Annotated in this window: 25 protein-coding genes and 1 pseudogene; 14 read left to right on the forward strand and 12 right to left on the reverse strand. The window is 68.2% G+C overall.

Annotated elements, in window-relative coordinates; translation table 11 throughout:
- Nucleotides 1-5 precede the first annotated feature (5 nt).
- The 6 genes from denD (at nt 6) to VPA02S_RS13065 (ending at nt 5,808) form a co-directional block, all read left to right on the forward strand.
- Complete coding sequence (gene denD / locus VPA02S_RS13040; RefSeq protein ID WP_062363991.1) at nt 6-1,028, forward strand: D-erythronate dehydrogenase; 1,023 nt, start codon at nt 6-8, stop codon at nt 1,026-1,028.
- 3 nt (nt 1,029-1,031) lie between these two features.
- Nucleotides 1,032-2,300 carry a 3-oxo-tetronate kinase gene (gene otnK / locus VPA02S_RS13045; RefSeq protein ID WP_062363993.1) on the forward strand — a complete coding sequence of 423 codons (1,269 nt, stop codon included), beginning with the start codon at nt 1,032-1,034 and terminating at the stop codon, nt 2,298-2,300.
- Nucleotides 2,301-2,635: 335 nt separating this feature from the next.
- Nucleotides 2,636-3,304: a class II aldolase/adducin family protein gene (locus VPA02S_RS13050; RefSeq protein WP_062364000.1), complete on the forward strand. Its 669-nt coding sequence runs from the start codon at nt 2,636-2,638 to the stop codon at nt 3,302-3,304.
- Nucleotides 3,305-3,329: 25 nt separating this feature from the next.
- Nucleotides 3,330-4,148, forward strand: a complete 819-nt coding sequence (gene otnI / locus VPA02S_RS13055; RefSeq protein ID WP_062364002.1) for a 2-oxo-tetronate isomerase — start codon at nt 3,330-3,332, stop codon at nt 4,146-4,148.
- Nucleotides 4,145-5,344 carry an amidohydrolase family protein gene (locus tag VPA02S_RS13060; protein ID WP_062364004.1) on the forward strand — a complete coding sequence of 400 codons (1,200 nt, stop codon included), beginning with the start codon at nt 4,145-4,147 and terminating at the stop codon, nt 5,342-5,344. Before otnI ends, VPA02S_RS13060 begins: the two co-directional genes overlap by 4 nt.
- Nucleotides 5,341-5,808, forward strand: a complete 468-nt coding sequence (locus tag VPA02S_RS13065; RefSeq protein WP_062364006.1) for a RidA family protein — start codon at nt 5,341-5,343, stop codon at nt 5,806-5,808. Before VPA02S_RS13060 ends, VPA02S_RS13065 begins: the two co-directional genes overlap by 4 nt.
- On the opposite strand, the gene VPA02S_RS13070 is transcribed toward VPA02S_RS13065, so the two are convergent.
- From VPA02S_RS13070 to VPA02S_RS13105, 8 genes are all read right to left on the reverse strand, one after another.
- Nucleotides 5,801-6,463, reverse strand: a complete 663-nt coding sequence (locus tag VPA02S_RS13070) for a TetR family transcriptional regulator C-terminal domain-containing protein (RefSeq protein WP_018905243.1) — start codon at nt 6,461-6,463, stop codon at nt 5,801-5,803. The genes VPA02S_RS13065 and VPA02S_RS13070 overlap by 8 nt on opposite strands.
- Nucleotides 6,460-7,437, reverse strand: a complete 978-nt coding sequence (locus VPA02S_RS13075) for a PDR/VanB family oxidoreductase (protein ID WP_062364008.1) — start codon at nt 7,435-7,437, stop codon at nt 6,460-6,462. Before VPA02S_RS13075 ends, VPA02S_RS13070 begins: the two co-directional genes overlap by 4 nt.
- 25 nt (nt 7,438-7,462) lie before the next feature.
- On the reverse strand, nt 7,463-8,053 hold the full coding sequence (locus VPA02S_RS13080) for an NAD(P)H-dependent oxidoreductase (protein WP_015867876.1): 591 nt from the start codon (nt 8,051-8,053) through the stop codon (nt 7,463-7,465).
- Nucleotides 8,054-8,198: 145 nt separating this feature from the next.
- Nucleotides 8,199-9,227, reverse strand: coding sequence for an ABC transporter substrate-binding protein (locus tag VPA02S_RS13085; protein WP_015867875.1), 1,029 nt, complete (start codon nt 9,225-9,227; stop codon nt 8,199-8,201).
- A gap of 381 nt (nt 9,228-9,608) precedes the next feature.
- Nucleotides 9,609-10,973, reverse strand: a complete 1,365-nt coding sequence (locus tag VPA02S_RS13090) for an FAD-binding oxidoreductase (protein WP_081247516.1) — start codon at nt 10,971-10,973, stop codon at nt 9,609-9,611.
- Nucleotides 10,974-10,977: 4 nt separating this feature from the next.
- Entirely contained in the window at nt 10,978-11,862 is an 885-nt protein-coding gene (locus VPA02S_RS13095; protein ID WP_015867873.1) for an ABC transporter permease, read from the reverse strand.
- Nucleotides 11,840-12,640, reverse strand: coding sequence for an ABC transporter ATP-binding protein (locus VPA02S_RS13100; protein WP_062364012.1), 801 nt, complete (start codon nt 12,638-12,640; stop codon nt 11,840-11,842). The genes VPA02S_RS13095 and VPA02S_RS13100 overlap by 23 nt, the downstream gene beginning before the upstream one ends.
- A gap of 13 nt (nt 12,641-12,653) precedes the next feature.
- Entirely contained in the window at nt 12,654-13,475 is an 822-nt protein-coding gene (locus VPA02S_RS13105) for a creatininase family protein (RefSeq protein WP_062364014.1), read from the reverse strand.
- A 196-nt stretch (nt 13,476-13,671) separates the two neighbouring features.
- On the opposite strand from VPA02S_RS13105, the pseudogene VPA02S_RS13110 reads away from it, so the two are divergent.
- From VPA02S_RS13110 to VPA02S_RS13135, 6 genes and pseudogenes are all read left to right on the forward strand, one after another.
- Nucleotides 13,672-14,186 (forward strand): annotated as a pseudogene (locus VPA02S_RS13110) (DUF1269 domain-containing protein).
- A 46-nt stretch (nt 14,187-14,232) separates the two neighbouring features.
- Nucleotides 14,233-15,393, forward strand: a complete 1,161-nt coding sequence (locus tag VPA02S_RS13115) for a cytochrome c oxidase subunit II (protein ID WP_062364016.1) — start codon at nt 14,233-14,235, stop codon at nt 15,391-15,393.
- Nucleotides 15,390-17,162: a cytochrome c oxidase subunit I gene (gene ctaD, locus VPA02S_RS13120; protein ID WP_062364018.1), complete on the forward strand. Its 1,773-nt coding sequence runs from the start codon at nt 15,390-15,392 to the stop codon at nt 17,160-17,162. Before VPA02S_RS13115 ends, ctaD begins: the two co-directional genes overlap by 4 nt.
- Nucleotides 17,159-17,788, forward strand: coding sequence for a cytochrome c oxidase subunit 3 family protein (locus VPA02S_RS13125; protein WP_062364020.1), 630 nt, complete (start codon nt 17,159-17,161; stop codon nt 17,786-17,788). The genes ctaD and VPA02S_RS13125 overlap by 4 nt, the downstream gene beginning before the upstream one ends.
- A gap of 11 nt (nt 17,789-17,799) precedes the next feature.
- On the forward strand, nt 17,800-18,504 hold the full coding sequence (locus VPA02S_RS13130; protein WP_062364022.1) for a heme-copper oxidase subunit III family protein: 705 nt from the start codon (nt 17,800-17,802) through the stop codon (nt 18,502-18,504).
- A gap of 17 nt (nt 18,505-18,521) precedes the next feature.
- Entirely contained in the window at nt 18,522-18,836 is a 315-nt protein-coding gene (locus tag VPA02S_RS13135; RefSeq protein WP_062364025.1) for a cytochrome C oxidase subunit IV family protein, read from the forward strand.
- A 17-nt stretch (nt 18,837-18,853) separates the two neighbouring features.
- Here the strand turns inward: VPA02S_RS13135 and VPA02S_RS13140 are convergent, their stop codons facing one another.
- From VPA02S_RS13140 to VPA02S_RS13155, 4 genes are all read right to left on the reverse strand, one after another.
- Entirely contained in the window at nt 18,854-20,482 is a 1,629-nt protein-coding gene (locus VPA02S_RS13140; RefSeq protein ID WP_062364028.1) for an MFS transporter, read from the reverse strand.
- 15 nt (nt 20,483-20,497) lie between these two features.
- Nucleotides 20,498-21,268: an amino acid ABC transporter permease gene (locus tag VPA02S_RS13145; protein ID WP_062364030.1), complete on the reverse strand. Its 771-nt coding sequence runs from the start codon at nt 21,266-21,268 to the stop codon at nt 20,498-20,500.
- Nucleotides 21,269-21,300: 32 nt separating this feature from the next.
- Complete coding sequence (locus tag VPA02S_RS13150; protein ID WP_015867862.1) at nt 21,301-22,059, reverse strand: basic amino acid ABC transporter substrate-binding protein; 759 nt, start codon at nt 22,057-22,059, stop codon at nt 21,301-21,303.
- 64 nt (nt 22,060-22,123) lie between these two features.
- Nucleotides 22,124-22,600 (reverse strand): Lrp/AsnC family transcriptional regulator, encoded by a 477-nt coding sequence (locus tag VPA02S_RS13155; protein ID WP_062364032.1) that lies wholly within the window; start codon nt 22,598-22,600, stop codon nt 22,124-22,126.
- Between the two features lie 179 nt (nt 22,601-22,779).
- On the opposite strand from VPA02S_RS13155, the gene VPA02S_RS31705 reads away from it, so the two are divergent.
- Entirely contained in the window at nt 22,780-22,944 is a 165-nt protein-coding gene (locus tag VPA02S_RS31705) for a hypothetical protein (RefSeq protein WP_155736566.1), read from the forward strand.
- A complete protein-coding gene (locus VPA02S_RS13160) occupies nt 22,941-26,549 on the forward strand; it encodes an indolepyruvate ferredoxin oxidoreductase family protein (protein ID WP_062364034.1) in 3,609 nt (1,202 codons plus the stop codon). Before VPA02S_RS31705 ends, VPA02S_RS13160 begins: the two co-directional genes overlap by 4 nt.
- The last annotated feature ends 208 nt before the right edge of the window (nt 26,550-26,757 follow it).

Below are 26,757 nucleotides of genomic sequence, written 5' to 3' on the forward strand. Positions count from 1 at the left end.
GCACCATGAACATTCTCATCACCGGAGGCTGCGGTTTCGTCGGCGCGCGGCTCGCGCGCACGCTGCTCGCAGGCGGCCCGCTGGCACTGGCCGGCGGCGCGGCCCAGTCCATCTCGCGCATCACGCTGGCCGACCGCGTGGCGCCGCCCGCCGACCTCGCGGCCGATGCGCGCGTGCAGTTCGTGCAGGGCGACCTGTACGAGCAGGCCGCCAACAGCACGCTGCCGCTGGCCGACACGCACGCCGTGTTCCACCTGGCCGCGGCCGTGAGCGGCGAATGCGAGGCCGACTTCGACCTGGGCATGCGCAGCAACCTCGACACCACGCGCGCGCTGCTCGACGCCTGCCGCCGCGCGGGCCATGCGCCGGTGTTCGTGTTCTCCAGCTCGGTCGCGGTGTTCGGCGATTCGCCCGAGCAGCGGCTGCCCGCGGTGATCGAGGACACCACCTTGCCGACGCCGCAGAACAGCTACGGCATCCAGAAGTTCATCGGCGAGCAGCTGGTGGCCGACTTCACGCGCAAGGGTTTCGTGCAGGGCCGCAACGTGCGGCTCATGACGGTCTCGGTGCGGCCGGGCCGGCCCAACGGCGCGGCCTCCAGCTTCCTGAGCGGCATGCTGCGCGAGCCGCTGGCGGGCGAACGCGCGCGCTGCCCCGTGGCGCCAGAAACGGCAGTCGCGCTCGCATCGCCCGGCAACACCGTCGCGGGCATCGTGCGCGCGGCCACGGCCAGCGCCGCCGAATGGGGCGCACGCACCGCCGTCAACCTGCCCGCGCTGACCACCACCGTGCGCGAGATGGCCGATGCGCTCGAACGCATCGCCGGCAAGGACGCCACCGGGCTGATCGACTGGGAACCCGATGCGGCCATCGCGAAGATCGTGACCAGCTGGCCCAGCCGCATCCACGCCGCGCGCGCCGAGGCGCTGGGCCTCGCGGCCGACGCGAGCTTCGACGCCATCCTGCGCGACTACGTGCGCGAGAACCCGCAGGCGGTGAAGCTGCCTGTCGTCGCCACCAAGGACTGAGCCATGGCCAAGTTGCTGCTCGGCTGCATCGCCGACGATTTCACCGGCGCGACCGACCTCGCCAACAACCTCGTGCGCGCCGGCATGCGCGTGGTGCAGGCGATCGGCGTGCCCGCCACGCCGCTCGATGCGGAAGTCGATGCGGTGGTGGTGGCGCTCAAGTCGCGCACCATTGCGCCGGCCGAGGCCATCGCGCAGTCGCTCGAGGCGCTGCGCTGGCTGCAGGCGCAGGGCGCGCAGCAGATCTACTTCAAGTATTGCTCCACCTTCGACAGCACGCCGCAGGGCAACATCGGCCCGGTGACCGAGGCGCTGATGGAGGCGCTGAAGTGCGGCTTCACCATCGCCACGCCCGCCTTCCCCGACAACAAGCGCACCGTGTTCAAGGGCTACCTGTTCGCGGGCGAGGTGCTGCTCAATGAGAGCGGCATGCAGAACCATCCGCTCACGCCGATGACCGACCCGAACCTGGTTCGCGTGCTGCAGGCGCAGTGCACGCGCAAGGTCGGGCTGATCGACCACGCGGTGGTGGCGCGCGGCGCGGCAGCCGTCACCGAACGCATCGAGCAGCTCCAAGGCGAGGGCGTGTCGATCGCCATCGTCGACGCGGTGTCGAACGACGACCTGCTGCGCCTGGGCCCGGCGCTCGCGAAGATGCCGCTGGTCACGGCCGGCTCGGGCGTGGCCATCGGGCTGCCGGCCAACTTCGGCCTCGCGCCGTCGTCGCAGGCCAGTGCGCTGCCGACAGCCGGCGGACTGCGCGCCGTGGTGTCGGGCAGCTGCTCGCTGGCCACCAACCGGCAGGTGCTCGACTTCATCCAGCGCGGCGGCGCGGCGCTGGCCGTCGATCCGCTGCGCATTGCCGCGGGCGTGGACGTCGCGGCCGAGGCATTGGCCTGGGCCGCGCCGCTGGTCCAGAAGCAGCCGGTGTTGGTCTATTCCACGGCCGAGGCCGGCGCCGTGAAATCGGTGCAGGGCAAGCTCGGCGTCGAGGAGGCCGGCGCAATGGTCGAGCGCACCATTGCCGCGATTGCGCGCGGCCTGGTCGAGCGGGGTGTGCGCCAGCTGGTGGTGGCGGGCGGCGAAACCTCCGGTGCCTGCGTTCAGGCACTGGGCATCGCGCAGATGCAGATCGGCCCGCAGATCGATCCGGGGGTGCCGTGGTGCCATGCGCGCACGGATGTCGAAGGCTTGCCGGTGCACATTGCGCTGAAGTCCGGGAACTTCGGGGGGGACGATTTTTTCACCAAGGCCTTTACAGTGCTTGGATGATGTTCATGCTCGGCGTTTTTTCAGGGCGCGCTCCCGCCGACGGGGTACCTTGCTCCGCGAATGTCCCCCGCCCTTCGGGCTCCTCCTTGATTTCGCTGCGCAAGGCACCCCATCAGCGGGAGCGTGATCAGAGCACTGGTTGATCAGCTGTGCACCCAAAGCGTGTCCATGTGCACAGAGCATCGGGTGCTCCCCGCAGCGAAATCAAGGAGGAGGCCGCAGGCCGGGGGACATTCGCGGAGGGGAGTACCCGGTGATCTGTGCACACGCCCCGGACAACAGCACCCTGAACAAGACCGCCCGAACACAGCCAAACTCGCGCAGTTAAAAAAGACATGAAAGAAACCCAAGCCCGAGAAGAAATCTGCCGAGTCGGCCGCAGCCTGTTCGAACGCGGCTACGTGCATGCCACCGCCGGCAACATCAGCGTGCGGCTGGACGATGGTTTTCTGATCACGCCGACCGATGCCTGCCTGGGTTTTCTCGACCCCGCGCGTCTTGCCAAACTCGACGCGCAAGGCCAGCAGACCGGCGGCGACCGCGCCAGCAAGACCATCGCGCTGCACACGCGCATCTACGCCGCCGCCCGCAAGTTCGATGCAGGCACGGCCTGCGTGATCCACACGCACAGCACGCACTGCGTCGCGCTCACGCTGGCGAACACGCCGGGCGACGAGCTGCTGCCCGCGCTCACGCCGTACTTCGTCATGAAGGTCGGCCACGTGCCGCTCATTCCGTACCACCGCCCCGGCGCGCCCGAGGCGGCCGAACTCGTGGCGCAGGCCATCGAGCGCCATGGCGCGGCCGGCACGCCGATTCGCGCCGTGATGCTCGAACGCCTCGGCCCCAACGTGTGGCACGGGAACCCGGCCGCCGCCATGGCCGTGCTCGAGGAACTCGAGGAAACCGCCAAGCTCCAGCTCCTCGCCGGCCCCGCCAGGCCCGAGCTGCTCGGCACTGAACAGATCGATGAACTGCGCCGCATCTTCGGTGCGCGCTGGTAGCCGCCAGTAGTAGTAAAAACACGCCATGCCCCAATTCGCAGCCAACCTCTCGATGCTCTATCCGGAGCTCGACTTCCTCGACCGCTTCGAAGCCGCCGCGAAAGACGGCTTCAAGGCCGTCGAATATCTTTTTCCCTATGCCTTCGCAAAGGAAGAGCTCGCCGCGCGGCTCCAGCACAACGGCCTGCAGCAGGTGCTCTTCAACGCCCCTCCGGGCGACTGGGACCGCGGCGAGCGCGGCCTGGCCTGCCTGCCGGGCCGCGGCGCCGAATTCCGCGAAGGCATGGCCAGCGCCATCGACTACGCCGTGGCGCTCGGCTGCCCGCGCATCCACGTCATGGCGGGCCTGGTGCCCGAAGGCCTGGAGCGCGAGGCCGTGCAGCCCGTGTACGTCGACAACCTGCGCTGGGCCGCGGCCGAGGCGGCCAAGGCCGGGCGCGACGTGCTGATCGAGCCCATCAACACGCGCGACATCCCGCGCTTCTTCCTCAACCGGCAGGACCATGCGCACGAGATCGTCGACATGGCGGGCGCACCCAACCTCAAGGTGCAGATGGACCTGTACCATTGCCAGATCGTCGAGGGCGACGTGGCCATGAAGATCCGCAAGTACCTGCCCACCGGGCGCGTGGGCCACATCCAGATTGCCGGCGTGCCCGAGCGCCACGAGCCCGACATCGGCGAGCAGAACTACCCCTACCTGTTCGACCTGATCGACGAGGTGTCGGCGCAGTCCGGCTGGCAGGGCTGGGTCGGCTGCGAGTACCGGCCCCGGCGCGGCTCGGAACCCGGCGGCACCTCGGCGGGGCTCGGCTGGCTGCGGGCGTTGCAACAGCGCGCATGAAGCTCGAGTCGCTGCGCATTCCGTCGCGGCTGCGCGGCTTTGCCGCGGGCGATGCGCAGGTCTTCGACGTCACGCTGGCCGGCGACAGGGTGCAGGCCGTCGTGCCGAGCGCATCGCAGTCGCAGGCGCGCGGCACCTTGCTGAGCGCGCTCGTCGAGGCGCATGCGCACATCGACAAGAACTACACCGTGCAGGAAGTCGGCGCGGCCGAGGGCAACCTGTTCGCGGCCATCGACCGCATGGCGAAGCACCGCGCGGGCTGGAGCGGCCAGACGCTGCGCCCGCGCATGGAGCGCGCGCTGCACGAGGCCTGGCAGTCGGGCACGCGGGCGCTGCGCACCCACATCGACTGGGTGGAGGGCGAGCCGCCCGCCGCGCTGGCGGTGTTCGAGGCGTTGCGCGAAGAATGGCGCGGCCGCATCGAGCTGCAGTTCGTCTCTCTCACGCCGCTCGACCTGTTCGCGGACCTCGCGGCCGGCGAGCGCATTGCGCGCGAGGTGAAGCGCGCGGGCGGCGTGCTGGGCGCCTTCGTCTATCGCAACGAAGGCCTGGTGCACAAGCTGGGCCGCGTGTTCGACCTCGCGCAGGACCACGGCCTGGGCCTCGACTTCCATGTCGACGAAGGGCTCGACGCCGACGCGAGCGGCCTGCGCAGCATTGCGCAGCTGATGCGCGCACGCGACTTCCGGCGCGGCGTGGTCTGCGGCCACTGCTGCTCGCTGGCGATGCAGGACGATGCCGTTGCCAACGAGACGCTGGCGCTGTGCGCGGGCGCCGGCATCCACATCGTCGCGCTGCCGACCACCAACCTCTACCTGCAGGGCGCCTGGGACCGCACGCCCGTGCCGCGCGGCATCACGCGCATCCGCGAGGCGGCGGCACGGGGCTTGCGTGCGAGCCTGGCCACGGACAACGTGCAGGACGCCTTCTATCCCTATGGCAGCTACGACCTTCTCGAAACCTTCGGCCTCGGTGTGCAGATGGCGCACCTCGCGCCCGCGGACGAATGGCTCGACGCGATCACCGTCAGCCCCGCGAAGGCGCTCGGCCTGGCATGGGACGGCCGCATTGCGCCGGGCTGCCCCGCGGACCTGGTGCTGCTCGCGGCCACCGGCGAGCATGAGCTGGTCGGCCCGCGCGGGCGCCGACGCACCGTGATCCGTGGCGGTCAAGAAATTCTGGAGCAGACACGATGAGCATGGGCAAGCCAATGGCCAACTACGCCGCCGCCAAGCGCGTGGGCGATTTCGTCTTCATGAGCGGCGTGGTTGCGGTCGACCCGGCCACGCGCCGCGCCGTGGCCGGCTACGAGGCCCTGCCCGAGGAAGGCCGCACGGCCCTGCAGGGCCTGGGCTATGCCACGGGCCAGATGTCGGTCGACATCTTCGAGGCGCCCATCGTGGCGCAGAGCTGGTTCGTGCTCGAGCGCATCCACCAGATCGCGGCCGAGCATGGCGGCACCATGGAAGACGTGGTGAAGCTGGTGCAGTACTTCCGCCAGCTGCCGCACTACGCCTTCTACAACCGCGTGCGCGGCCTGTTCTATCCGGGCGAGCCGCCGGTCAGCACGGTGGTCGAGGTGTCGCGCTTCCTGCCGAGCGACGAGGTGCTGGTGGAAGTGGAAGCCACCATGTACCTGCCGCAGCACCGCCCTACCTGACGCCCGCGCCTTTCAGCAGGAACTCGGTCACCTGCTCGATCAGGTAGCGCCGGTCCTTGTCGTCGCCCTGCTGCGCCACGTTGCGGAAGTAGGCCGCCTGCGTGGCGTGGTCGGCATAGAACTGCGTCACCGCCCAGATGTGGAACAGCACCAGCATCGGGTCGGCCTTGTCCATCAGGCCCTGGTTCATCCAGTTCTGGATCACGGCGGCGGCCTGGTCGGTGCGCTGCTTGCTCGTGTCCATCATGGCGTTGAGCACCGGCGCGCCGCGCATCATCTCGGCCGTGAAGATGCGCGAGCGCAGCGGGTGCTCGAACGAGAACACCATCTTGCGGCGGATCAGGTCGCCCAGCACCTTGCGCGGGCCGAAGGCCTCGTCGGCAAAGCCGAACACCACGATCCAGTCGTTGAGGATGTCCTGCAGGATCTGCCGGTAGAGCGCTTCCTTGCTCTCGATGTAGTAGTGCAGCTGCGCCTTCGAAAGCCCGGCCTTGTCGGCAATGGCCTGGGTCGATGCGCCGGCCAGGCCCTCGCTTGCGAACACCTCGATGGCGGCCCGGTTGATGAGGCCGAGCACCTGCGTGTACTTGCGCGAGCGGCCGCGCGTGGCGGGCGCCTCGCTGTCGCTTTCTCTTTCCTCTTCTCCGATGCTCACAGCTGCAGCACCAGTTCCCGGCCCCTGGCGCGCGAGCAGCACAGGGCCACCTTGTGGCGCCGCTCGCTGCCCGTGAGGCAGAAGTCGCGGTGCTCCGCGCCTTCGCCATCGCCCTCGACCACGCAGGTGCCGCACAGGCCCTGCTGGCACGACACCGGAATGTCGATGCCCACTTCGTGCAGCGCATCGACGGCGGTCTGGTCGGCCGCCACCGGCACGCTGATGCCGCGCTGCGCGAGCTTCAGCGTGAAGGGCAGGCCGGTGCTCGCGTTCGCATCGGTGGGGGCGGCGAAGTATTCGGTGTGCAGCGTGTCTTCGGGCCAGTGCGCCGCGGCCTCGCGCACCGCCTTCATGAAGCCGCCGGGGCCGCAGACGTACAGGTGCGTGTTGGGTGCGCGCTCGGACAGCAGTGCGCGCAGGTCGATGCGCTGGCTGGCGCCGCCCTGGTCGAGGTGCAGGCGCAGGTGCGGCGCCAGCGCGGACGAATGCAGCGCATCGGCAAAGGCCAGGTGCTCCTCGCTGCGCGCGAACACGCAGAGCGTGAACGAGGCACCGCGCGCTGCGAGCGCCTGCGCCATGGCCAGCAGCGGCGTCATGCCGATGCCGCCGGCCATCAGCAGATGGTGCCCGGCCTCTTCGCGCAGCGCAAAGGTGTTGCGCGGCACGCTGATCGCGAGCAGGTCGCCTTCGCGCACGCGCTCGTGCATCGAGGCCGAGCCGCCGCGGCTTTGGGCCTCGCGCTTGACGCCGATCACGTAGGACGAGGCGGCGTGCGACGGCGCGTTCGAAAGAGACCACCGCGCCAGCGAGTACTGGCGCGAGAAGCCGCCGGGCATGTGCACGTCGATGTGCGCGCCGGCCTCGTAGCCCGGCAGGGCCCGGCCCCACGGGTGGGCCAACTCGAAGGCCAGGATTTCCGGCGTCTCGCGCGAGATGCGTTCGACGCGGACGGTGAGCGTGCGTTCGAGGCTCATGGTGGGGACTGTCTCCTCTGTCCTGCTAGATGCTCTGCAGCTTGCGCGCAACGCGTTCGATGAAGTGGCTGCGGTCGCGCGCGGTGACCGCGTTCATGTCGTGCAGCTGCAGCCACGTGACCTTGCAGCGCCATGCGAACAGCGCCCGCAGCGCGCGCGTGAAGAGCCGCCGGCCCGGGTCGCCGATGAGCATCACGAACCAGCGCGGCGAGCCGCCCGTGGTCACCACCGTCAGCCGCCGGATGTGCCGCATGCCCGACCTCGCGAGCTGTCCCTTGCGCTCTGCCGGCAGGAAGGCCACGCCCGGCAGCCACACGCGCTCGAGCCAGCCCTTGAGCATCGACGGCGGTCCATGGAACCAGGTGGGATAGACGAACACCAGGTGCTCGGCCCACAGCAGCGCTTCGACATGCGGTTTGACGCGTTCGCGGATCAGTTCGGGGTTGTCGAGATAGGCGATGCGCTCTTCGCGCGTGAGCGTGGGCTCGAAGCCTTCGGCGTAGAGGTCGATGGCCTTGACGGGGTGCCGCGGCTCGAGGGCCTCGAGGGCGGTGCGGTAGAGCGCGTGGTTGAAGCTGTCAGGGTTCGGATGGCAGTGGACGACGAGCGTTTTCATGAGGAGGGCCGGTTCGCCGGTTCGGCGAGACGGGGTCAGAGCCCAGGGAATGAAGAGCCGCGCAGTGCCTTATGGCAACCCAGGCGCCGGCATCTGACCCCGGCGCAAGCCCCGCGCGGCCCACGGGAGAAAAAAATCGGCGCGCCTACTTTCCAGCGAGCTTCTTGCGGATGTCGAGACCGACGCCCTTGTTGACGAACTGCGTGGTCACGACCTTCGAGAGGTCGACCTCGCCCGGCTTGTAGAGGCCGGCCTTCACCATCTTGTCGTAGAAGTCCTTCACGCGGGCCTCGTCCATTGCGCCGATGCCCTTGGCGAGCGATTCGCCGCTGTCGACGATGCCCATCTTCTTCATGAGCTCGATGGAGCCTTGGGACGCGGCGACGGGCGAGTCGGGGTTGATCTTGGCGATCATCTCGTTGGCGGCCTTGTTGTCGCCGTAGAGGTAGTTGTTCCAGCCGATGATCGAGGCCTCGACGAACTTGCGCACGGTCTCGGGCTTGGTCTTGACGAGGTCGGCCCGCGTTTCGATGGTGGTCGAGTAGGTCGAGAAGCCGTTGTCGGCCAGCAGCTGCACCACCGGGTCGAAGCCGGCCTGGGCCTTGATGGAAAGCGGCTCGGAGATGGCGTAGCCCTGCTGGATGGATTTCTTGTCCGCGAGGAACGGGCCCACGTTGAAGGTGTAGGGCTTGAGCTGCGAATCCTTGAAGCCGTGCTCCGACTTCATCCACTGCCAGAAGCTGAACTGGCCATCCTTGCCGATGAAGGCCACGGGCGCCTTGGCCATGTCCTTGAAGGTGTCGAAGCCCTGTCCCGGATGCGCGAACATGGCCTGTGGGTCTTTCTGGAAGAAGGCCGCGACCACGACGGTGGGCACGCCGTTCTTCACGTTGTCGAAGGACTGCAGCAGGTTGCCGGTCATGAGGAAGTCGATCTTGCCGGCCGGCAGCATGGGCCGGTTGTTGACCATGGGTCCGCCCTGCTGGATGTCGACGTCGAGGCCGTACTTCTTGTAGGTGCCGTCCACCAGCGCCTGGTAGAAGCCGCCGTGGCCGGCCTGCGCCTTCCAGTTGGTGGCGAACACCACTTTTTCCTGCGCCTGTGCGGCGAAGGCGGCGGCCGCGAGGGCGAGGGCTAGGGCAAGCGGACGGATGGTCAGAGCGGGAACGTGCATGGCAGTGGACTCCTGGTGTGAATTCGACGGGGTATTTTCATGTCAGCTCGCGCGATGGCCTAGGCTGTTGTTCGGGACGGGTGCACAGGCCGCCGGGTACTTCCCTCCGCGAATGTCCCCCGGGGCTGCGCCCCTCCTCCTTGATTTCGCTGCGGGAAGTACCCGACGCCCTGCGCACTTGGGCACGCTCGTGGTGTACCGCTGATCAACGGCCGCTCTGTCCAACGCGCCCGTCGATGGGGTGCCTTGCGCAGCGAAATCAAGGGGGAGGCCGCAGGCCGGAGGACATTCGCGGAGCAAGGTACCCCGTCGGCGGGAGCGCGCCCTGAACAGCAGCGCTCGAAACCATCAACGCGACGGACGACCAAGCAACGCTTCATTTCAACGCTCGACAGCCATCTCGGAAGTCCAGCCGCGCGTCTTGCCGGGGTTCATGAGCCCCATCGGATCGCTGCGCTTCTTGAACTCGATCTGCTGCGTGTCGATGGTCTTCATGCCGCCGTCCTCGATGGTCACGACATGCGGATTGAAGATCTTGCAGCCGCCCTGCGACTCGATCTCGCGGATCACCTCGTACTGGTGGGCTTCGCCCTTCCAGCGCACCAGCAGGATGCCGAAGGTGCCGCATTCGCCGCCGGCGCGCGCGAAATCCTGGTGCTGCAGCACCTCGTCGCCGAAGATTTGCAGATGGCGCTCGACCACCGCCGGGTCGAAGGGCTGGGCGTAGGCCACCTGCAGGTAGGTCCAGCCGCGGTCGGCCTTGAGCGCCTGCAGCGTCGTGTGGTTGAACGCGCATTCGTACGCGGGCGGCAGGCCCTCGGCAAGCAGTTCGGGCTCGGTACCGGCGACGGAGAGGGTGCCGCCATGCGCGGCGGCCAGCGCGCGGAACCCGGCCATCGAATCGGGCGAGACCATCGCGAACGCGGCATGCCGGTCGCGCGGAAAGCGGTCGCGCATCGCCGTGTAGTAGGGCGAGAAGCGGGCCTCGACCGTGGAGAGCAAAAAGATGTCGAGCGTCGGCGCCTGCGCGGCAATGCCGAAGTCGAGCGCGCCGCGGTACGTCTCGAACAGCACCGTGCAGTGCACCCACTCGACGGCCGGGCTCAGCGCCACTTCCACGTCGAGGATCACGCCATTGGTGCCGTAGGCGTGGTGCACCTGCTGGATCTCGTCGCCGTGCAGCTCGATGATGCGCGGCTCGCGCTCCACCGTCATCACGCGCGCGCGCAGCAGGTTGCCGGGGTCGCGCAGGATGCCGTGGCGGAACGAGCCGATGCCGCCGAAGCCGCCCGCGATGAAGCCGCCGATGGTGGCCACGTGCCAGGTCGAGGGCCACATGCGCAGCGCCTGGCCGGTTTCGCGCGCCGCAAGGTCGATGTCGTGCATGCGCGCGCCGGCCTCCACGCGGATGCGGCCGTCCTGGATGTCGAGCACGCGGCACATCTGCGTCACGTCGAGCACGATGCCGCCTTCGAGCGGCACGCACTGGCCGTAGTTGCCGGTGCCGCCGGCGCGCACGGTGAGCGGCAGCTTCCACTTGGCGGCCACGGCCGCGGCCTGGCGCACGTCGTCCTCGGTGCTGACCTTGACGACGAGGTCGGCCACGCAGCCCGCGAGCTGCGCGCTGAGGATGGGGCTGTACCAGTAGAAATCCTTGGACAGCTGCTTGCGCTGGGCCGGCGCGGTGACGAGGTTGAGGCCGCGCAAATCATTGCGCACGGCGTCCCAGTCGGCGGTCGCGTGCATGGCCCTAGCGTTCACGGCGCATCTCGCTCTCGTGCCAGTGGCCGAGCACCAGCCTGGACAGTGCAGCGAACACGATGAAGATCACGATGCCGAGCAGGGACACCAGCAGCAGCGCCGCGAACATCATCGGGATCTCGGTGCGGAAGCTCGATTCGAGGATGCGCGAGGCCAGGCCCGTTTCCTTGCCCGCGGTGCCGGCCGTGAACTCGGCCACCACCGCGCCGATCAGGCTCAGCCCGCCCGCGATCTTCAGCCCCGCCATGAAGTAGGGCAGCGCGCTCGGCGCGAGCAGGTAGCGGAAGGTCTGCCACGGCGAGGCCTTGTAGAGCTGGAACAGGTCGCGCAGGTTGCTGTCGGCGCTTTTCAGGCCGATGACGGTGTTCGACAGGATCGGGAAGAAGGCCACGATCCACGCGCACAGCAGGAGCGCCGCGGTGGTGCTCGACACGTAGATCAGTATGAGCGGCGCGATCGCGATGATCGGCGTCACCTGCAGGATCACGGCGATCGGGAACAGGCCGATCTCCACCCACTTGAAGAGCGCGAAGGCAATGGCCAGCAGCACGCCGCCCACGATGGCCGCGCCGAGCGCGAGCAGCGTGAGCTTCACCGTGAACCACAGCGCGCTGGAGAGCGAGCCCCAGTTGTCGAACAGCGTGCGAAGAATGAGCGAAGGCGCGGGCAGGATGTAGTGCGGGATGTTGTTGGCGCGCACCATCCATTCCCAGGCCAGCAGCAGCGCAATGACGATGCCCGCGGGCACCGCGATGCGCAGCATCGATTCGCGCCGGCGCAAGCCGTCTTCGTGTGCGCGCAGCGCGGCCTCGGAGGGCGCCGTGTCCGCGTCCGCGAGCGCGGCGGGCTCATCAGTGATCGATGTCGACGCCATGCAGGGCTCCGTGGAGGGATTGCGACACGGCGGTGCAGTGCACGTTGTAGCGGCTCGAGGTGCGGAATTCCTCGCCGCGCGGATAGGGCTCGTCGATGCGGATCTCGTCGATCACGCGGCCCGGGCGCGCGGCCATCACCACGATGCGGTTCGAGAGGTACACCGACTCGTAGACGCTGTGGGTGACGAACACCACCGAGAAGCGGTGCTCGCGCCAGATCGCGAGCAGGTCGTTGTTGAGCTTGATGCGCGTCATCTCGTCGAGCGCGGCAAAGGGCTCGTCCATCAGCAAGAGGCGCGGATGCGTGACCAGCGCGCGCGCGATCGACACGCGCATCTTCATGCCGCCCGAAAGCTCGCGCGGGTACACGCCCGCAAAGCGCGAGAGGCCGACCATCTCGAGCGCCTGCTGCACCACCGGCGCGGCCGCATCGCGGCTCTGGCCCGCGAGCTTGAGCGGCAGCCAGACGTTGTCGAACACCTTGGCCCAGGGCATGAGCGTGGGCTCCTGGAACACGAAGCCAAGATCGCGGTCGCTCTGTGTCTTGCCGGTGTTGGCGCCGGACCACTGCATCTCGCCCGAACTCAGGCGCGTCAGGCCGGCGATCAGCCTGAGCGCGGTGCTCTTGCCGCAGCCCGAGGGGCCGAGAAAGCTGATGAAGTCGTGCTCGCCGATGTCCAGCGTCATGCCCTGCAGCGCGAGCGTGCCGTTGGCAAAGCGCTTGCTGACGCGGCGCAGGCTGACCAGCGGCGGGGAAGGAGGCGCGAAGCTTTCCATGGTGGGTGCGAGCCTAGCGCCAGGCAGGTTCGTTGGCGAGGCGCGACAGCGGGAAGCGGTCCACCTCCTGCAGCAGCTCCACGAAGCGCCGCCCCACGTGGTCGAGCACCGCGGCGCCCTTCTCGGCGGTGGCGCGCGTGGCGTCGCCGGCCGCGCCCGCGGGGTTGATGTCGTGCATCTGCCAGCCGAGCTTGCCGCTGGGCGTGATCGAGAGGAATTGGTTCTCGGCGGCGAGGTCTTCGGTCATCGAGCGGAAGTTGCGGAACTGGTCGGGACGCACGTCGTTCGGCGCGAGGTGCAGCATGACCGAGCTTTCGAGATCGCCGGCATGGATGCCGTGCTTGCCCTCGTGCGCGGTGAAGAGCCCCTCGGGCAGGCCCAGCGTGTACCAGTTGGCGGCCACGACCATCATGCCGTGTTCCTCGCGCAGGTCGCGTGCCACGATGTCCATCACGCTCATCTGCCCGCCGTGGCTGTTGTAGAGCACCAGCTTGCGCACGCCGGCCTTCGCCACGCAGGCGCCGATGTCCTTCCACAGCGCGATCAGCGTGGTGGCCGAGACGGTGAGCGTGCCCGGGTAGCGCGAATGCTCGTTGCTCTTGCCGTAGGCCACGGTGGGCAGGAAGAGCACCGGCAGGTCGCCCGGCAGGTGCGGCAGCGCGGCCTGCACCATGCCGTCGATGGTGGCGGTGTCGGTCGACATCGGCAGGTGGGGGCCGTGCTGCTCGGTCGCGCCCACCGGCAGCACGGCGATCAGCCGTTCGCGGTCGAGGCGGGAGAACTCTTCGCTGGTCAGGTCGGACCAGAAGCGGCTGCGCAGGGGGTGCGGGTTCATCGTGGCGTACCTCGTGATGGCGGGCAACAGGGGCGGGATGATGAGCTAAATTATCCAATCGGTCAAAAAAAGATGGCTCGGCAATAACCCCCATGCCGCTGCCGCGTGAAATGCGGCGGCCACTTGATGGCGGCCTTCCATGGGCATATAAGTCATCCATGGTTCCTTGACTCGTCGCAAGACGAAAGGGGGCGCTATGAAGAGGCGCATCTACTGGCTGATGCCGGACCTGGCGAGCGCCAGGCGGGCAATGGACGATCTGGTGTGGGCACGCGTCGACGTCGCGCACATTCATTTCGCCGGACCGGAAGGCATGGACATGGCCGGGCTCCATGCGGCCAACGTGTGGCAGACCTCGGACCTCGTCCACGCAGCCAAGACCGGGTGGGTGGTCGGCAGTGCCTGCGGCATCGTCGTCGGCCTCATGGCCGCGCTGCTGTTCCCGATTTTCGGCGACGGCCCCGAATGGGAAGTGGCGGTGCCGGTGGCCCTGCTGGCGGCGTGGTGGGCGCCTGGTCGGCCAGCATGATCGGCATTTCGATCCCGAGCCCCAGGCTGCAACGTTTCGAGGGCGCCATCGCGCAGGGGCAGATCCTGCTGATGGTGGACCTGCCGCGTTCGCGCGTGCGGGACATCGAGGCGCTGCTGCGCTCCGCGCATCCCGAAGCCCGGTTCGAGGGCGAAGAGCCGCAAGTCCCGGCCTTTCCCTGAAGCGCGCGCATGAGCCCGGAAACCATGCCGAGCCGAGGGAGCGCACATGACCATGGCCGTCGCCCTGCTGCTCATCGTGCTCGGCTCGGTGCTGTTCCACGTCTTCAATCCGTGGTGGACGACGCCCCTTGCGTCGAACTGGCAGCCGATGGACGACACCCTGGCCATCACGCTGGTGATCACGGGGATCTTCTTCATTGCCATCAACGTGTTCGTCGCCTACATGCTGGTGCGCTTTCGCCACCGCGAGGGACGCCGCGCGGCGCATGAGCCCGAGAACAGGAAGCTCGAGCGCTGGCTGATCGGCGGCACCACCGTCGGCATCATGGCGCTGCTGGCGCCCGGCCTCGTGGTGTACGCGAACTATGTCAGGGAGCCCCGCGACGCCCTCGTGCTCGAGGTGCTGGGCCAGCAATGGCAATGGCGCTTCCGCTTCCCGGGCGAGGACGGCAAGCTGGGCGCGACCGATGCGCGCTTCGTCAGCGCCACCAATCCGTTCGGCATCGACCCCGCCGACCGCGCCGGCCAGGACGACCTCCTGATCGCCGGCAACGAGGTGCACCTGCCGCTCGGCAAGCCGGTGCTGGTGCTGATGCGTTCGAACGACGTGCTGCACGACTTCTTCGTGCCGAACTTCCGCGCCCGGATGAACATGGTGCCGGGACAGGTCAGCCGCTTCTGGTTCACGCCGGCCGTCGCGGGCCGCTACGAAGCGCTGTGCGCGCAGCTGTGCGGCGTGGGCCATCCCAACATGCGCGGCTACGTGGTGGTGGAAGACCCGGCGGCCTACCAGGCCTGGCACGCGGCGCTGCCCACCTTCGCCAAGTCGCAGGCCAAGGCGCCCGAGCCCCCGGCCGGCGCCGCGGCGGCCGGCGGCGATGCACGCGTCCAGCAGGGGCGCGCCCTGGCGGACAGCAAGGGCTGCGTGGCCTGCCACACGGTCGACGGCAGCCCGCGCGTCGGGCCGACCTGGAAGGGCCTGCACGGCAAGACCGAAACCATGGCGGACGGCAGCACCGCGCTGGTCGACGAAGCCTATCTGCGCAGCTTCATCCGCGATCCGCAGGCCCGCCAGGTGAAGGGCTTCCCGCCGGTCATGCCGAAGATCGAGTTGAGCGATGAAGAACTGGCCGCGCTGGTGGCCTATATCCAGAGTCTGGGCAGCCCGCCGGCGCAGGCTGCCGCCGAACAGAAGGCTGCGCGATGAACTCGTCCCACGCCGACGGCGGCGACCACCCCGCGCCGCAGAGCTTCCTGACCCGCTACGTCTGGAGCCAGGACCACAAGGTGATCGCGGTGCAGTACGCCTGCACCGCCATCGCAGTGGGCGTGGTGGGCGTGGTGCTGTCCAACCTGATGCGGCTGCAGCTCGGCTTTCCGGGCCAGTTCGAGTTCATCAATGCCGAGCGCTACTACCAGTTCGTGACCATGCACGGGATGATCATGGTGATCTACCTGCTCACGGCGCTGTTCCTCGGCGGCTTCGGCAACTACCTGATCCCGCTGATGGTGGGCGCGCGGGACATGGTGTTTCCCTATCTCAACATGCTGAGCTTCTGGGTCTACCTGCTGTCGGTGGTGGTCCTGATGGCGAGCTTCTTCGTCGCGGGCGGTCCCACCGGCGCGGGCTGGACGCTGTATCCGCCGCAGTCGATCCTGCCCGGCACGCCGGGCCATGCGGGCGGCATCGTGCTGATGCTGGTGTCGCTGCTCATCTTCATCGTGGCAACGACGATGGGCGGCCTCAACTACGTGACCACCGTGCTGCAGGCGCGCTGCGAAGGCATGACGCTGCTGCGCATGCCGCTCACGGTGTGGGGCATCTTCGTGGCCACCATCCTCGCGCTGCTCGGTTTTCCGGCGCTGTTCGTGAGCGGCGTGATGCTGCTGCTCGACCGGACGCTGGGCACCAGCTTCTTCATGCCGGCGCTGGTGTCGATGGGCCAGGTGACCGGCTACAAGGGCGGCAGCCCGCTGCTGTTCCAGCACCTGTTCTGGTTCTTCGGCCATCCCGAGGTCTACATCGTCGCGCTGCCGGCCTTCGGCATCGTCTCGGACCTGATCAGCGTGCATGCGCGCAAGTGCATCTTCGGCTACCGCATGATGGTGTGGGCCATCGTGGCCATCGGCGCGCTCAGCGTGGTGGTGTGGGCGCACCACATGTTCGTGAGCGGCATGAATCCGTACTTCGGATTCTTCTTCGCGACCACCACGCTGATCATTGCGGTGCCCACCGCGATCAAGGTCTACAACTGGATCCTGACGCTGTGGCGCGGCGACATCCACCTGACGGTGCCGATGCTGTTCGCGCTGGCCTTCCTGTGCACCTTCCTCATCGGCGGGCTCACGGGCCTGTTCCTCGGCAACGTGAGCGTGGACATTCCGCTGTCGGGCACGTACTTCGTGGTGGCGCACTTCCACATGGTGATGGGCGTGGCGCCGCTCTTGGTGGTGTTCGGCGGCATCTACCACTGGTTCCCCAAGGTCACCGGCCGCATGCTCGACGACCGGCTCGGCCGGCTGCATTTCTGGATCACCTTCCTCGGCACCTACCTGATCTATTTTCCGATGCACTACCTGGGTGTGCTGGGCATGCCGCGGCGCTACTACAACTTCGACGGCTATGCGTTCATTCCGCCCTCGGCGTTCAGCCTGAACACCTTCATCACCGTGGTTGCGCTGATCGTCGGCGTGGCGCAGCTGCTGTTCATTGCCAATCTTGCCTGGAGCGCGTGGCGCGGCCGGCCGGCCGACGCCAATCCATGGCGCGCCGCCTCGCTCGAATGGCAGACGCCCGCCACGCCGCCGGGCCACGGCAACTGGGGACCGCGGCTGCCGGTGGTCTACCGGTGGGCCTATGCCTATGGGGAGCCGGGTGCGGCGGAGGATTTCATCGCGCAGAACGCGCCGCCGGAAGCCGGGCCCGGGGAGCCCGAGCCGGAGGGCCAGGGCGAGGTCCGGGGAGCACCGGCATGATTTCAGGAGCCGCTTTGGGCATCCGCGGTGCCGGCCGCGGCGCTGGCCGCGCCCGCGATCCGCATGCGAGCGCGGCCGGCATCGGCCTGTGGGTCTTCATGGGCGTGGTGACTGCGTTGTTCTCCCTCTTCATCGTGGCCTATGTGATGCGCATGAGCGGCGGCGATGCGATGACCATCGCGCTGCCGTGGCAGCTCTGGCTCAGCACGGCATTGCTGGTGGCGGGCAGCGTGGCGCTGCAACGGGCCAGCGGCGCACCGCGCGGTCCCGGCCCGATGCGGGCGCGTCGCCTGCTGCTGGCGGGGGGTCTCTTCGCATTCGGCTTCCTGGCCGTGCAGCTGTGGGCCTGGCAGGCGCTGCTGGGCGCGCAGGTGATGCCGGCCGGCAATCCGGCGGGCAGCTTCTTCTACCTGCTGACCGCCATGCATGGGCTCCACCTGATGGGCGGGCTGGTCGGGTGGGCCTGGACGGCGCACGCCGCGTGGCCCGATCCGGCCCGCTCCGCCTGGCGCATCGCGCTGTGCGCGCGCTACTGGCACTTCATGCTGGCGGTGTGGCTGGTGCTGTTCGTGCTGCTGGGCTGGGTGACGCCGGAGGTGGCGCGCTTCATCTGCGGCACATCCTGAGGAGGCGTCCCATGAACCACACCGCAACCGCCGCTGCTGCGCCGCTGAACCCGCAGGCCATCGCCGCCACCGGCTGGCGCGGGCTGGTCGCCGACTGGTCCTCCGACCGCCAGGCGTTCCACGTCTCGTGGGGCAAGGCGATGATGTGGATCTTCCTGCTCAGCGACACCTTCGTCTTCAGCTGCTTCCTGACCGGCTACATGACGGTGCGCGTCTCGACCACGGTGCCGTGGCCCAACCCGAGCGAGGTGTTCGCGCTCCATGTGGGGGGCGCCGACATCCCGCTGCTGCTGATCGCGATCATGACCTTCGTGCTCATCAGCAGCAGCGGCACGATGGCGATGGCCGTCAATTTCGCCTACCGCCGCGACCGCGTGAACGCCGCCACGCTGATGCTCGTGACCGCGACCTGCGGCGAACTCTTCGTCGGCATGCAGGCCTTCGAGTGGTCCAAGCTGATCCTCGAGGAGGGCGTGCGGCCCTGGGGCAACCCGATGGGCGCGGCGCAGTTCGGCTCGGCCTTCTTCATGATCACGGGCTTCCATGGGCTGCACGTGTCGGCCGGCGTGGTCTTCCTGTTCACCGTGGCCTTCAAGCTGATGCGCGGCGACTACGACAAGTCCGGCAACTACCAGATCGTCGAGATTGCCGGCCTGTACTGGCACTTCGTGGACCTGGTGTGGGTGTTCATCTTTGCGCTGTTCTATCTCTGGTGAGAAGGAGGAAGAAGACCATGAACCCCGCCACCGGCCAGCAGCATCCGATCGGCCTCTATCTCAAGATCTGGGGGCTGCTGTTCGTGCTCAGCACGATGTCCTACCTGGTCGACTATTTCCATTTCCAGGGCTACCTGCGCTGGACGCTGATCATCACCTTCATGCTGCTGAAGGCGGGGCTGATCGTCGCGGTCTTCATGCACATGGCGTGGGAGCGGCTGTCGCTGGTCTATGCCATCCTGGTGCCGCCGCTGTGCCTGCTGGTGCTGGTCGGGCTGATGGCGGCGGAGGCCGACCACACCTTCCTGACGCGGCTGTTGTTCTTCCACTGAAGCCGCTGCAGGCCCGCTCAGCGCTTCACCACGTAGCGCGTCACCACGGGCGGCGATTCGCCGATGTGGAAGGCCAGCCGCCGCTCGCGCAGCGCCATGTCGGCGGCCGTGGCGCGGTTGAAGCGGCGCAGGTGGTCGGTCCAGCTTTCGTCCACGATCTCTTCCAGGTAGCGGCCCGGCTCCGCGATGTCGTGCAGCAGTTCCCAGCCGATGGCGCCCTGGCCCAGGCGCGCGCGCCGGGTCTGGTGCATCACCAGGTGGAAGGCGGCCGCGCGCGCGGGGTCGATCATGTATTCGATGGTGATGACCACGCGGCCGTTTTCTTCCGGCGTTTCCGCCGGCGGGCCTGCGGCCCAGCCGGCGCGCGCCGGGCTCATGTCGGCTTCCTCGCCCGAGACGTCGGTGACCCAGCGCAGCGCCGCCAGCATCAGCAGGGTGCCGCTCACGGCGGCGACCTCGAGGCTGGAGCGCAGGTCGGTGACGGTGGCCACCTGGCCCCAGAGCGCCGCGCCGATCGCGCTCGCGCCCATGATCGCCATCTGGTAGGTCGACATGCCGCGCGCGCGCACCCAGTCGGGCAGCGCGAGCTGCGCCGAGACCGAGAGCGAGTTGGCCACCGTGATCCAGGCCATGCCGCCGAAGAACATCGCGGGCACCGCCACCCAGGCGTTGGGTGCGAAGGCCATCACCGCGGTGGCGAGCGACTGCAGCACCGTTCCGCGCAGCACCAGCTGGTCGCGCCCGAGCGCCTGGCGCAGCCGCGGCAGGAACAGCACCGCGATGATCGCGCCCGCGCCCATGGCCGCGAGCAGCAGCGTGAAGGTGGCCGCGCCGCCGCCCTTGAGGTTGCGTGCCAGGAGCGGCAGCAGCGCGAGCAGCGCGGTGGAGTGGAAGAAGAAGATCGTGATGCGCGAGAGCACCGCGCGCATGCGCTGCGACTGCCAGACGAACTGCACGCCCACGCGCATCGCGCTGATGAGCTTCTCGCGGCCCAGCGGATTGGGCGTGTGCTCGCGCCGCCAGCGCAGCACCACGAAGCCCGAGGCCACCGACAGCACCGCGTTGAGCGCAAACACCCAGACGCTGCCCGCACTGGCAATCAGCATGCCGGCCGTGAGCGGGCCGATGATGCGCGAGGCGTTCATCGCAATGCCGTTCAGGCCCAGCGCCGCCGGCAACTGCGGCCGCGGCACCAGCTCGGGCACGATGGCCGAGAACACCGGCCAGCGCAGCGCCAGCCCGATGCCGTTGGCGAAGGTGAGCGCCAGCAAGAGCGGCGCGGTCATCAGGTCCATGGCGATGGCCGCGCACAGCACGATGGCCGTGCCCGCGAGCCAGAACTGCGTGGCCACCAGCCAGCGCCGGCGGTCCAGGATGTCGGCCAGCGCGCCGCTGGGCAGGCCCAGCAGGAACACCGGCAGGGTGGAGGCCGACTGCACCAGCGCCACCCAGATCGGCGAGGTGGTCAGCGAGGTCATCATCCATGCCGCCGCCACGTCGTTCATCCACATGCAGATGTTGGCGATGAGCCAGGTGCTCCACAGCATGCGGAACACGGGCAGCTTGAGCGGCTCGAGCGCCGCGAACTTCGGCGGCTGCGGCCGGGTGGGGGGAATGGGTGTTTCTTCGGGCGAAATCGGCGGCATGTCGCCCGATTGTGCCTATCCCCTGTCGCTGCGCGCCAGGCGGTGTTCGAGCCGCCGCAGCATCGTCGTGAGCACGAGCGTCATCACCCAGTACACCACCGAGATCGCGAGGTACGGCTCCCAGTAGCGCGCATAGGCACCGGCCACCGTGCGCGCCGCATAGGCCAGCTCGGCCAGGCCGATGGCCGAGACCAGCGAGGTGTCTTTCAGCAGCGCGATCGCGTTGTTGCCGAGAGGCGGCAGCATGCGCCTGAAGGCCTGCGGCAGCACCACGTAGCGCATCACCTGCAGCGGCGTGAAGCCGATCGAGCGGCCGGCGTCGAACTGCCCGCGCGAGATCGACTGGATGCCGGCGCGGAACACCTCCGAGATGTAGGCCGCCGAATTGAGCGTGAGCGCCACCACGCCGGAGATCAGCGCGCCGTGCTCCTGCTTGAGCTCGCGCGCCAGGTCGCCGCTGATCAGGAGGCCGGTCGCCGGATGGATGAACACCGGCATCACCGCAAAGTGGATCAGCAGGATCTGCACGAACAAAGGCGTGCCGCGGAAGAAGCTCACGTACACCGTGGCCGGCCAGCGCAGGAAGAAGCGCGCCATCCAGCTCCAGGGCGCATGGCGCGGCCGGGCGAGCCGCGCGAGCGCCAGGCACAGGCCCCAGCTCGAACCCAGCAGCACGCACACCACCGTCATGCGCAGCGTCATCCAGGCGCCCTGCCAGAACAGGTCCCTGTATTCGACCAGGATGTCCCAGCGGAACCATCCGAACAAGAGGATCGGCTGCTCCATCTAGGGCTTTCGCGCGGTCGTGCAGTGTGCGCTCATCGGGCGTTCGGGTCCTTGTTGAACCACTTCTTGTAGATGGCGGCGTAGCTGCCGTCCGCGCGGATCGCGGCCAGGCCGGCCGTGAGCTTGTCGAGCAGCGCCTTGTCGCCCTTCTTCACGACGATGCCGAAGCCTTCCTCGGGGAAGGACTTGTCGTCGAGCGTCTTGAGCTCGGGGTTCTGCGCCACGCGGTAGGCGATCACGCCGTTGTCGCCCATGGCGGCATCGACGCCGCCGCCGGCCAGCTCGGAAATGATGAGCGGCGTGCTCTCGAAGCGGCGGATGTTGGGGCTGGTCTTGCCGAACTCGCGCGAGGCGATGTCGTCGGCCGTGGAGGCGCTCACCACGGCAATCTTCTTGCCCGCCAGGTCCTTCAGCGAGGCCACCGTGCTGCCCTTGGGCAGCGCGATCAGCTGGCGCGCCGCGAAGTAGGGCGGCGTGAAGTCGTAGCTCTGCTTGCGCTTCTCGTTGATGGTGACGCCCGAGATCACGAGGTCGACGTCGCCGTTGTTGAGCGCGCCGAAGATGCCCGTGAACGGCGTGTTCACCACCTTGATCTTCAGGCCCTGCTGCCTGGCAATGGCGTTGATGATGTCGATGTCGAAGCCGACGATCTGCTTGTCCTTGTTCTCGAAGGCGAAGGGCGCGTAGGTGGCGCTGGAGGCCACGATGAGTTCGCGGTTCTGGGCCTGGGCGCCGAAGGCGAGCGTGGCGGCGGCAAGGCCGAGCGCCAGGGCGCGGCGGATGGAGTTCATGCGGGGACCTCTTCCTCTTTGTTCCGCCGGACGGCGGGATGTGTCTGTGGGGTGGGCGGGAATTCTAGGGCGCCAGGTGCCCGAGCGGCCAGGCGCTGCTGGCCTTCACCTCGCCCAGCGAGAAGCTGGTGTGCAGGTCCTTCACGTTCGGCAGGTTCATGAGGTGCTGGCGCGCGAAGGCCGAGAAGCCGTCCAGGTCCTGCGCCACCACCTGCAGCTCGAAGGTGCCGGTGCCGCTGATGTAGTGGCAGGCCACCACCTCGGGCAGCTTGCGGATCGCGTCCTCCAGTTTCAGCGTTGCATCGTTGGTGACGCGCTCGGTGTCCACGCGCACGAAAGCGAGCACGCCCAGCCCGATCTTGTGGCGGTCGATCTCGGCGTGGTAGCCCTTGATGAAGCCGGCCTCCTCCAGCGCGCGCACACGGCGCCAGCAGGGCGCGGCCGAGAGCCCCACGCGCTGCGCAAGCTCGGCGTTGGTGAGGCGGCCGTCGGCCTGCAGTTCTTGCAGGATTGCGAGGTCGAACTTGTCAATGCTTTCCATGGAGGGCGATATTAAGCAAGATTCTTCCTGGAAGCTGGTTTTTTGGGGCACAGAACGCAAACACCTGTCGCGCACCCCGGCATACACTTTGCGTGATCATGGGCTCGCGCCCTACCCGGGCACAGACCCACACCCATCAGCCAGGCCCACGAGGCCCTGCCACACGGAGACAGACAAACATGAACGCACCGCTGCCCGAGCACATTCGCCGCGCGCTGGAAACCGTCACGCTCGACGACAACCCGCAACGCGGGTTGCGCCGCAGGCACAAGTACGACGCGGGCGGCGTAGCCGGACGCACTGGATTTGGCGTCGAGCGTGCTTGCGAAGGAGATGCTGCATGAACGCCCCACTGCCGGAGCACATTCGCAAGGCCCTCGAAACGGTCACGCTCGACGACAAATACAGCCTCGACTACGGCCGTGCCTTCATGAGCGGGGTGCAGGCGCTGGTCAAGCTGCCGATGCTGCAGCGCCTGCGCGACAAGCAGGCCGGCAAGAACACCGCGGGCTTCATCAGCGGCTACCGCGGCTCCCCGCTCGGCGGCTACGACCAGGCGCTGTGGAAGGCCAGCAAGTTCCTGAAGGAACAGAACATCGTCTTCCAGCCCGGCGTGAACGAAGAGCTCGCCGCCACCGCGCTCTGGGGCACCCAGCAGCTGGGCTTCTCGCCCGCGGGCACCAACCGGTTCGACGGTGTCTTCGGCATCTGGTATGGCAAGGGCCCGGGCGTGGACCGCTGCTCCGACGTCTTCAAGCATGCCAACATGGCAGGCACCACCGAATGGGGCGGCGTGATCGCGGTGGCGGGCGACGACCACATCTCCAAGAGCAGCACGGCCGCGCACCAGAGCGACCACATCTTCAAGGCCTGCGGCACGCCGGTGTTCTTTCCGGCCAACGTGCAGGAAATCCTGGACCTGGGCATCCACGCCTTTGCGATGAGCCGCTTCTCGGGCATCTGGTCGGGCATGAAGACGATCCAGGAAATCGTCGAGTCGAGCGCCACCGCCATGATCGACCCGGACCGCGTCGAGATCGTCATCCCCACCGATTTCCAGATGCCGCCCGGCGGCCTGCACATCCGCTGGCCTGACCACGCGCTCGAGCAGGAGGCGCGGCTCATGCACTACAAGTGGTACGCCGCGCTCGCCTACATCCGCGCCAACCGGCTGAACCACAACGTGATCGAGGGCCCGAACGACCGCTTCGGCATCATGGCCAGCGGCAAGGCCTACAACGACACGCGCCAGGCGTTGATCGACCTGGGCCTGGACGACGCCACCTGCCGCCAGCTGGGCATCCGGCTGCACAAGGTGGGCGTGGTGTGGCCGCTGGAAGCGCAGCTCACCCGCGACTTCGCCACCGGCCTGCAGGAGATCCTGGTGGTCGAGGAAAAGCGCCAGGTCATCGAATACCAGCTGAAGGAAGAGCTCTACAACTGGCGCGCCGACGTGCGCCCCACCGTACTCGGCAAGTTCAACGAGCTCGACGGCGATTTCTCCGGCGGCGAATGGGCCATGCCCAACCCCACCGCCAACACGCTGCTGCGCGCCAATGCAGACCTCAACCCGGCGCTCATCGCCAAGGCGATTGCGCAGCGCCTGCACAAGCTCGGCATCCTGGAGCAGGCCGGCGCCGACATGCGCGCGCGCATCGACGCGCAGATGGCCATCCTCGAAGCCAAGGAGCGCTCGATGGAAGTGCTCAAGGTGGGCGGCGTGCAGGGTGCCGACCGCCAGCCCTGGTTCTGCTCGGGCTGCCCGCACAACACCAGCACGGTGGTGCCCGAGGGCTCGCGCGCGATGGGCGGCATCGGCTGCCACTTCATGGCCACCTGGATGGACCGCTCCACCATCGGCTTCACGCAGATGGGCGGCGAGGGCGTGCCGTGGGTCGGCCAGCAGCCCTTCACCACCGACCAGCACATCTTCGCGAACCTGGGCGACGGCACCTACTTCCACAGCGGCCTGCTCGCCATCCGCCAGAGCATCGCCGCGGGCGTGAACATCACCTACAAGATCCTCTACAACGACGCCGTGGCCATGACCGGCGGCCAGCAGGTCGGCGAGCGGCCCGAGGGCCACTCGGTGCTGCAGATTGCCGAGAGCCTGCATGCCGAGGGCGCCAAGAAGGTCGTCATCGTGACCGACGAGCCCGAGAAATACGAGGGCGTGAACATCCCGGGCGACCACGTGGCGGTCAAGCACCGCGACCTGCTCGACGAAATCCAGCGCGAGTTCCGCGAGATCGCCGGCACCACCGCCATCATCTACGACCAGACCTGCGCCACCGAGAAGCGCCGCCGCCGCAAGCGGGGCACGGCCGTCGATCCGGCCAAGCGCGTGGTCATCAACGAGCTGGTCTGCGAAGGCTGCGGCGACTGCAGCGTGCAGAGCAACTGCCTGTCGGTCGAGCCGCTGGAAACCGAGTTCGGCCGCAAGCGCACCATCAACCAGAGCAGCTGCAACAAGGACATGAGCTGCCTGAAGGGCTTCTGCCCGAGCTTCGTCACGGTCGAGGGCGGCCAGCTCAAGAAGAAGGCCAGGGACAAGGCCGACTCGCCGCTCGCACTCGGTCCGCTGCCCGATCCGGCCGTGCCGGTGCTGGCGCAGGACCAGGTGTGGGGCATCGTGGTGGCCGGCGTCGGCGGCACGGGCGTCATCACCATCGGCCAGCTGCTGGGCATGGCGGCGCACATCGAGGGCAAGGGCATCGTCACGCAGGACGCCGCCGGCCTCGCGCAAAAGGGCGGCGCCACCTGGAGCCATGCGCTGATCGGCCAGTCGCAGGACGCGATCCGCACCACGCGCGTGGGCACCGCCGCGGCCGACCTCATCCTGGCGGCCGATCCGCTGGTGGCCGTCAACGCCGAAACCCTGGCGCGCATGCGCGAGGGGCGCACGCATGTGGCGCTCAACACGCACAGCACGCCCACCGCCGCCTTCGTGCGCAACGCCAATTGGGTGAACCCGCAGGACGACTGCGCCAGCCAGATCGCGCGCGCCATCGGCGCCGATGCACTCGGCACCTTCGACGCCGATGCCGCGGCCACCACGCTGATGGGCGACAGCCTCTATGCCAACCCGATGCTGCTGGGCTTTGCCTGGCAAAAGGGCTGGATCCCGCTGGCGCTCGAGTCGCTGCTACGCGCCATCGAGCTCAACGCGGTGGCGGTCGAGAACAACAAGGCCGCCTTCGCCTGGGGCCGCCAGGCGGCCGTCCGTCCGGACGAGCTGCAAAAGCGCCTGCGCCCGGGCCAGGTGATCGAGTTCAAGAAGCGCGAAACCGTCGAGAGCCTGGTGGCGCGCCGGGTCGAATTCCTCGCGGGCTACCAGAACGCGGCCTATGCCGAGGAATACAGGCAGTTCGTGGACAAGGTCCGGCAGGCCGAATCGGCGCTCGGCAAGAGCGCGCTGGCCGAGACGGTGGCGCGCTACCTGTTCAAGCTCATGGCCTACAAGGACGAGTACGAGGTGGCGCGGCTGCACACCGACCGCAGCTTCCTCGCCCGCGTCGAGGGCATGTTCGAGGGCGAGATGGGCAAGGATTTCAAGCTCAACTACCACCTCGCGCCGCCCATCATTGCCAGGAAGAACGCCAAGGGCCAGCTGCAGAAGCAGAAGTTCGGCCCCTGGATGCTTTCCGGCTTCCGGCTGCTGGCCCGGCTCAAGGGCCTGCGCGGCACGGCGCTGGACATCTTCGGGCGCACCGAGGAGCGCAGGACCGAGCGCGCGCTGATCGGCGAGTACCGCGCGAGCATCGAGGAAGTGATTGCTGGCCTTCGCGCCGAGAACCATGCGCTGGCGCTGGAGATCGCAAGCCTGCCCGAGCAGATCCGCGGCTACGGCCATGTGAAGGAGCGCAACCTTGCCGCGGCCCGCAGCCGCTGGAGCGAGCTGCTCGCCAAGTGGCGCAACCCGCAAGAGGCGCAGCGCGCCGCCGCGTGATTTTTCCGGAGGCCGGCCCGGCACGGCCGGCCGCACCGCGCGCTTGCTCCTGAAAAGCTAGCAAAAGACGCGCAGCCGCAGCCCATGGAAAGCCCTGCCCCGCGCGCCGGATAAGCGCGCGGAGCGGGGCATTGCCACGAATACAATGCCCGCTGCTGCGCGCGGCCGACGCCGCCCCAAGCTCTGACTCGCGGCCTTTTCCACGGGG

Source organism: Variovorax paradoxus NBRC 15149 (assembly GCF_001591365.1).
Classification (GTDB): domain Bacteria; phylum Pseudomonadota; class Gammaproteobacteria; order Burkholderiales; family Burkholderiaceae_C; genus Variovorax; species Variovorax paradoxus.

Bases quoted from the DNA above. Each gene is read 5' to 3' on its own strand.
- VPA02S_RS13130 (WP_062364022.1), top strand. From the start codon at position 17,800: ATGAACCACACCGCAACCGCCGCTGCTGCGCCGCTGAACCCGCAGGCC.
- VPA02S_RS31705 (WP_155736566.1), top strand. From the start codon at position 22,780: ATGAACGCACCGCTGCCCGAGCACATTCGCCGCGCGCTGGAAACCGTC.
- denD (WP_062363991.1), top strand. From the start codon at position 6: ATGAACATTCTCATCACCGGAGGCTGCGGTTTCGTCGGCGCGCGGCTC.
- VPA02S_RS13080 (WP_015867876.1), bottom strand. From the start codon at position 8,053: ATGAAAACGCTCGTCGTCCACTGCCATCCGAACCCTGACAGCTTCAAC.
- VPA02S_RS13125 (WP_062364020.1), top strand. From the start codon at position 17,159: ATGATTTCAGGAGCCGCTTTGGGCATCCGCGGTGCCGGCCGCGGCGCT.
- VPA02S_RS13100 (WP_062364012.1), bottom strand. From the start codon at position 12,640: ATGGAAAGCTTCGCGCCTCCTTCCCCGCCGCTGGTCAGCCTGCGCCGC.
- VPA02S_RS13145 (WP_062364030.1), bottom strand. From the start codon at position 21,268: ATGGAGCAGCCGATCCTCTTGTTCGGATGGTTCCGCTGGGACATCCTG.
- VPA02S_RS13060 (WP_062364004.1), top strand. From the start codon at position 4,145: ATGAAGCTCGAGTCGCTGCGCATTCCGTCGCGGCTGCGCGGCTTTGCC.
- VPA02S_RS13075 (WP_062364008.1), bottom strand. From the start codon at position 7,437: ATGAGCCTCGAACGCACGCTCACCGTCCGCGTCGAACGCATCTCGCGC.
- VPA02S_RS13095 (WP_015867873.1), bottom strand. From the start codon at position 11,862: ATGGCGTCGACATCGATCACTGATGAGCCCGCCGCGCTCGCGGACGCG.
- VPA02S_RS13155 (WP_062364032.1), bottom strand. From the start codon at position 22,600: ATGGAAAGCATTGACAAGTTCGACCTCGCAATCCTGCAAGAACTGCAG.
- VPA02S_RS13105 (WP_062364014.1), bottom strand. From the start codon at position 13,475: ATGAACCCGCACCCCCTGCGCAGCCGCTTCTGGTCCGACCTGACCAGC.
- VPA02S_RS13160 (WP_062364034.1), top strand. From the start codon at position 22,941: ATGAACGCCCCACTGCCGGAGCACATTCGCAAGGCCCTCGAAACGGTC.
- ctaD (WP_062364018.1), top strand. From the start codon at position 15,390: ATGAACTCGTCCCACGCCGACGGCGGCGACCACCCCGCGCCGCAGAGC.
- VPA02S_RS13150 (WP_015867862.1), bottom strand. From the start codon at position 22,059: ATGAACTCCATCCGCCGCGCCCTGGCGCTCGGCCTTGCCGCCGCCACG.
- VPA02S_RS13135 (WP_062364025.1), top strand. From the start codon at position 18,522: ATGAACCCCGCCACCGGCCAGCAGCATCCGATCGGCCTCTATCTCAAG.
- VPA02S_RS13115 (WP_062364016.1), top strand. From the start codon at position 14,233: ATGACCATGGCCGTCGCCCTGCTGCTCATCGTGCTCGGCTCGGTGCTG.
- VPA02S_RS13050 (WP_062364000.1), top strand. From the start codon at position 2,636: ATGAAAGAAACCCAAGCCCGAGAAGAAATCTGCCGAGTCGGCCGCAGC.
- otnI (WP_062364002.1), top strand. From the start codon at position 3,330: ATGCCCCAATTCGCAGCCAACCTCTCGATGCTCTATCCGGAGCTCGAC.
- VPA02S_RS13090 (WP_081247516.1), bottom strand. From the start codon at position 10,973: ATGCACGCGACCGCCGACTGGGACGCCGTGCGCAATGATTTGCGCGGC.
- VPA02S_RS13140 (WP_062364028.1), bottom strand. From the start codon at position 20,482: ATGCCGCCGATTTCGCCCGAAGAAACACCCATTCCCCCCACCCGGCCG.
- VPA02S_RS13085 (WP_015867875.1), bottom strand. From the start codon at position 9,227: ATGCACGTTCCCGCTCTGACCATCCGTCCGCTTGCCCTAGCCCTCGCC.
- VPA02S_RS13065 (WP_062364006.1), top strand. From the start codon at position 5,341: ATGAGCATGGGCAAGCCAATGGCCAACTACGCCGCCGCCAAGCGCGTG.
- otnK (WP_062363993.1), top strand. From the start codon at position 1,032: ATGGCCAAGTTGCTGCTCGGCTGCATCGCCGACGATTTCACCGGCGCG.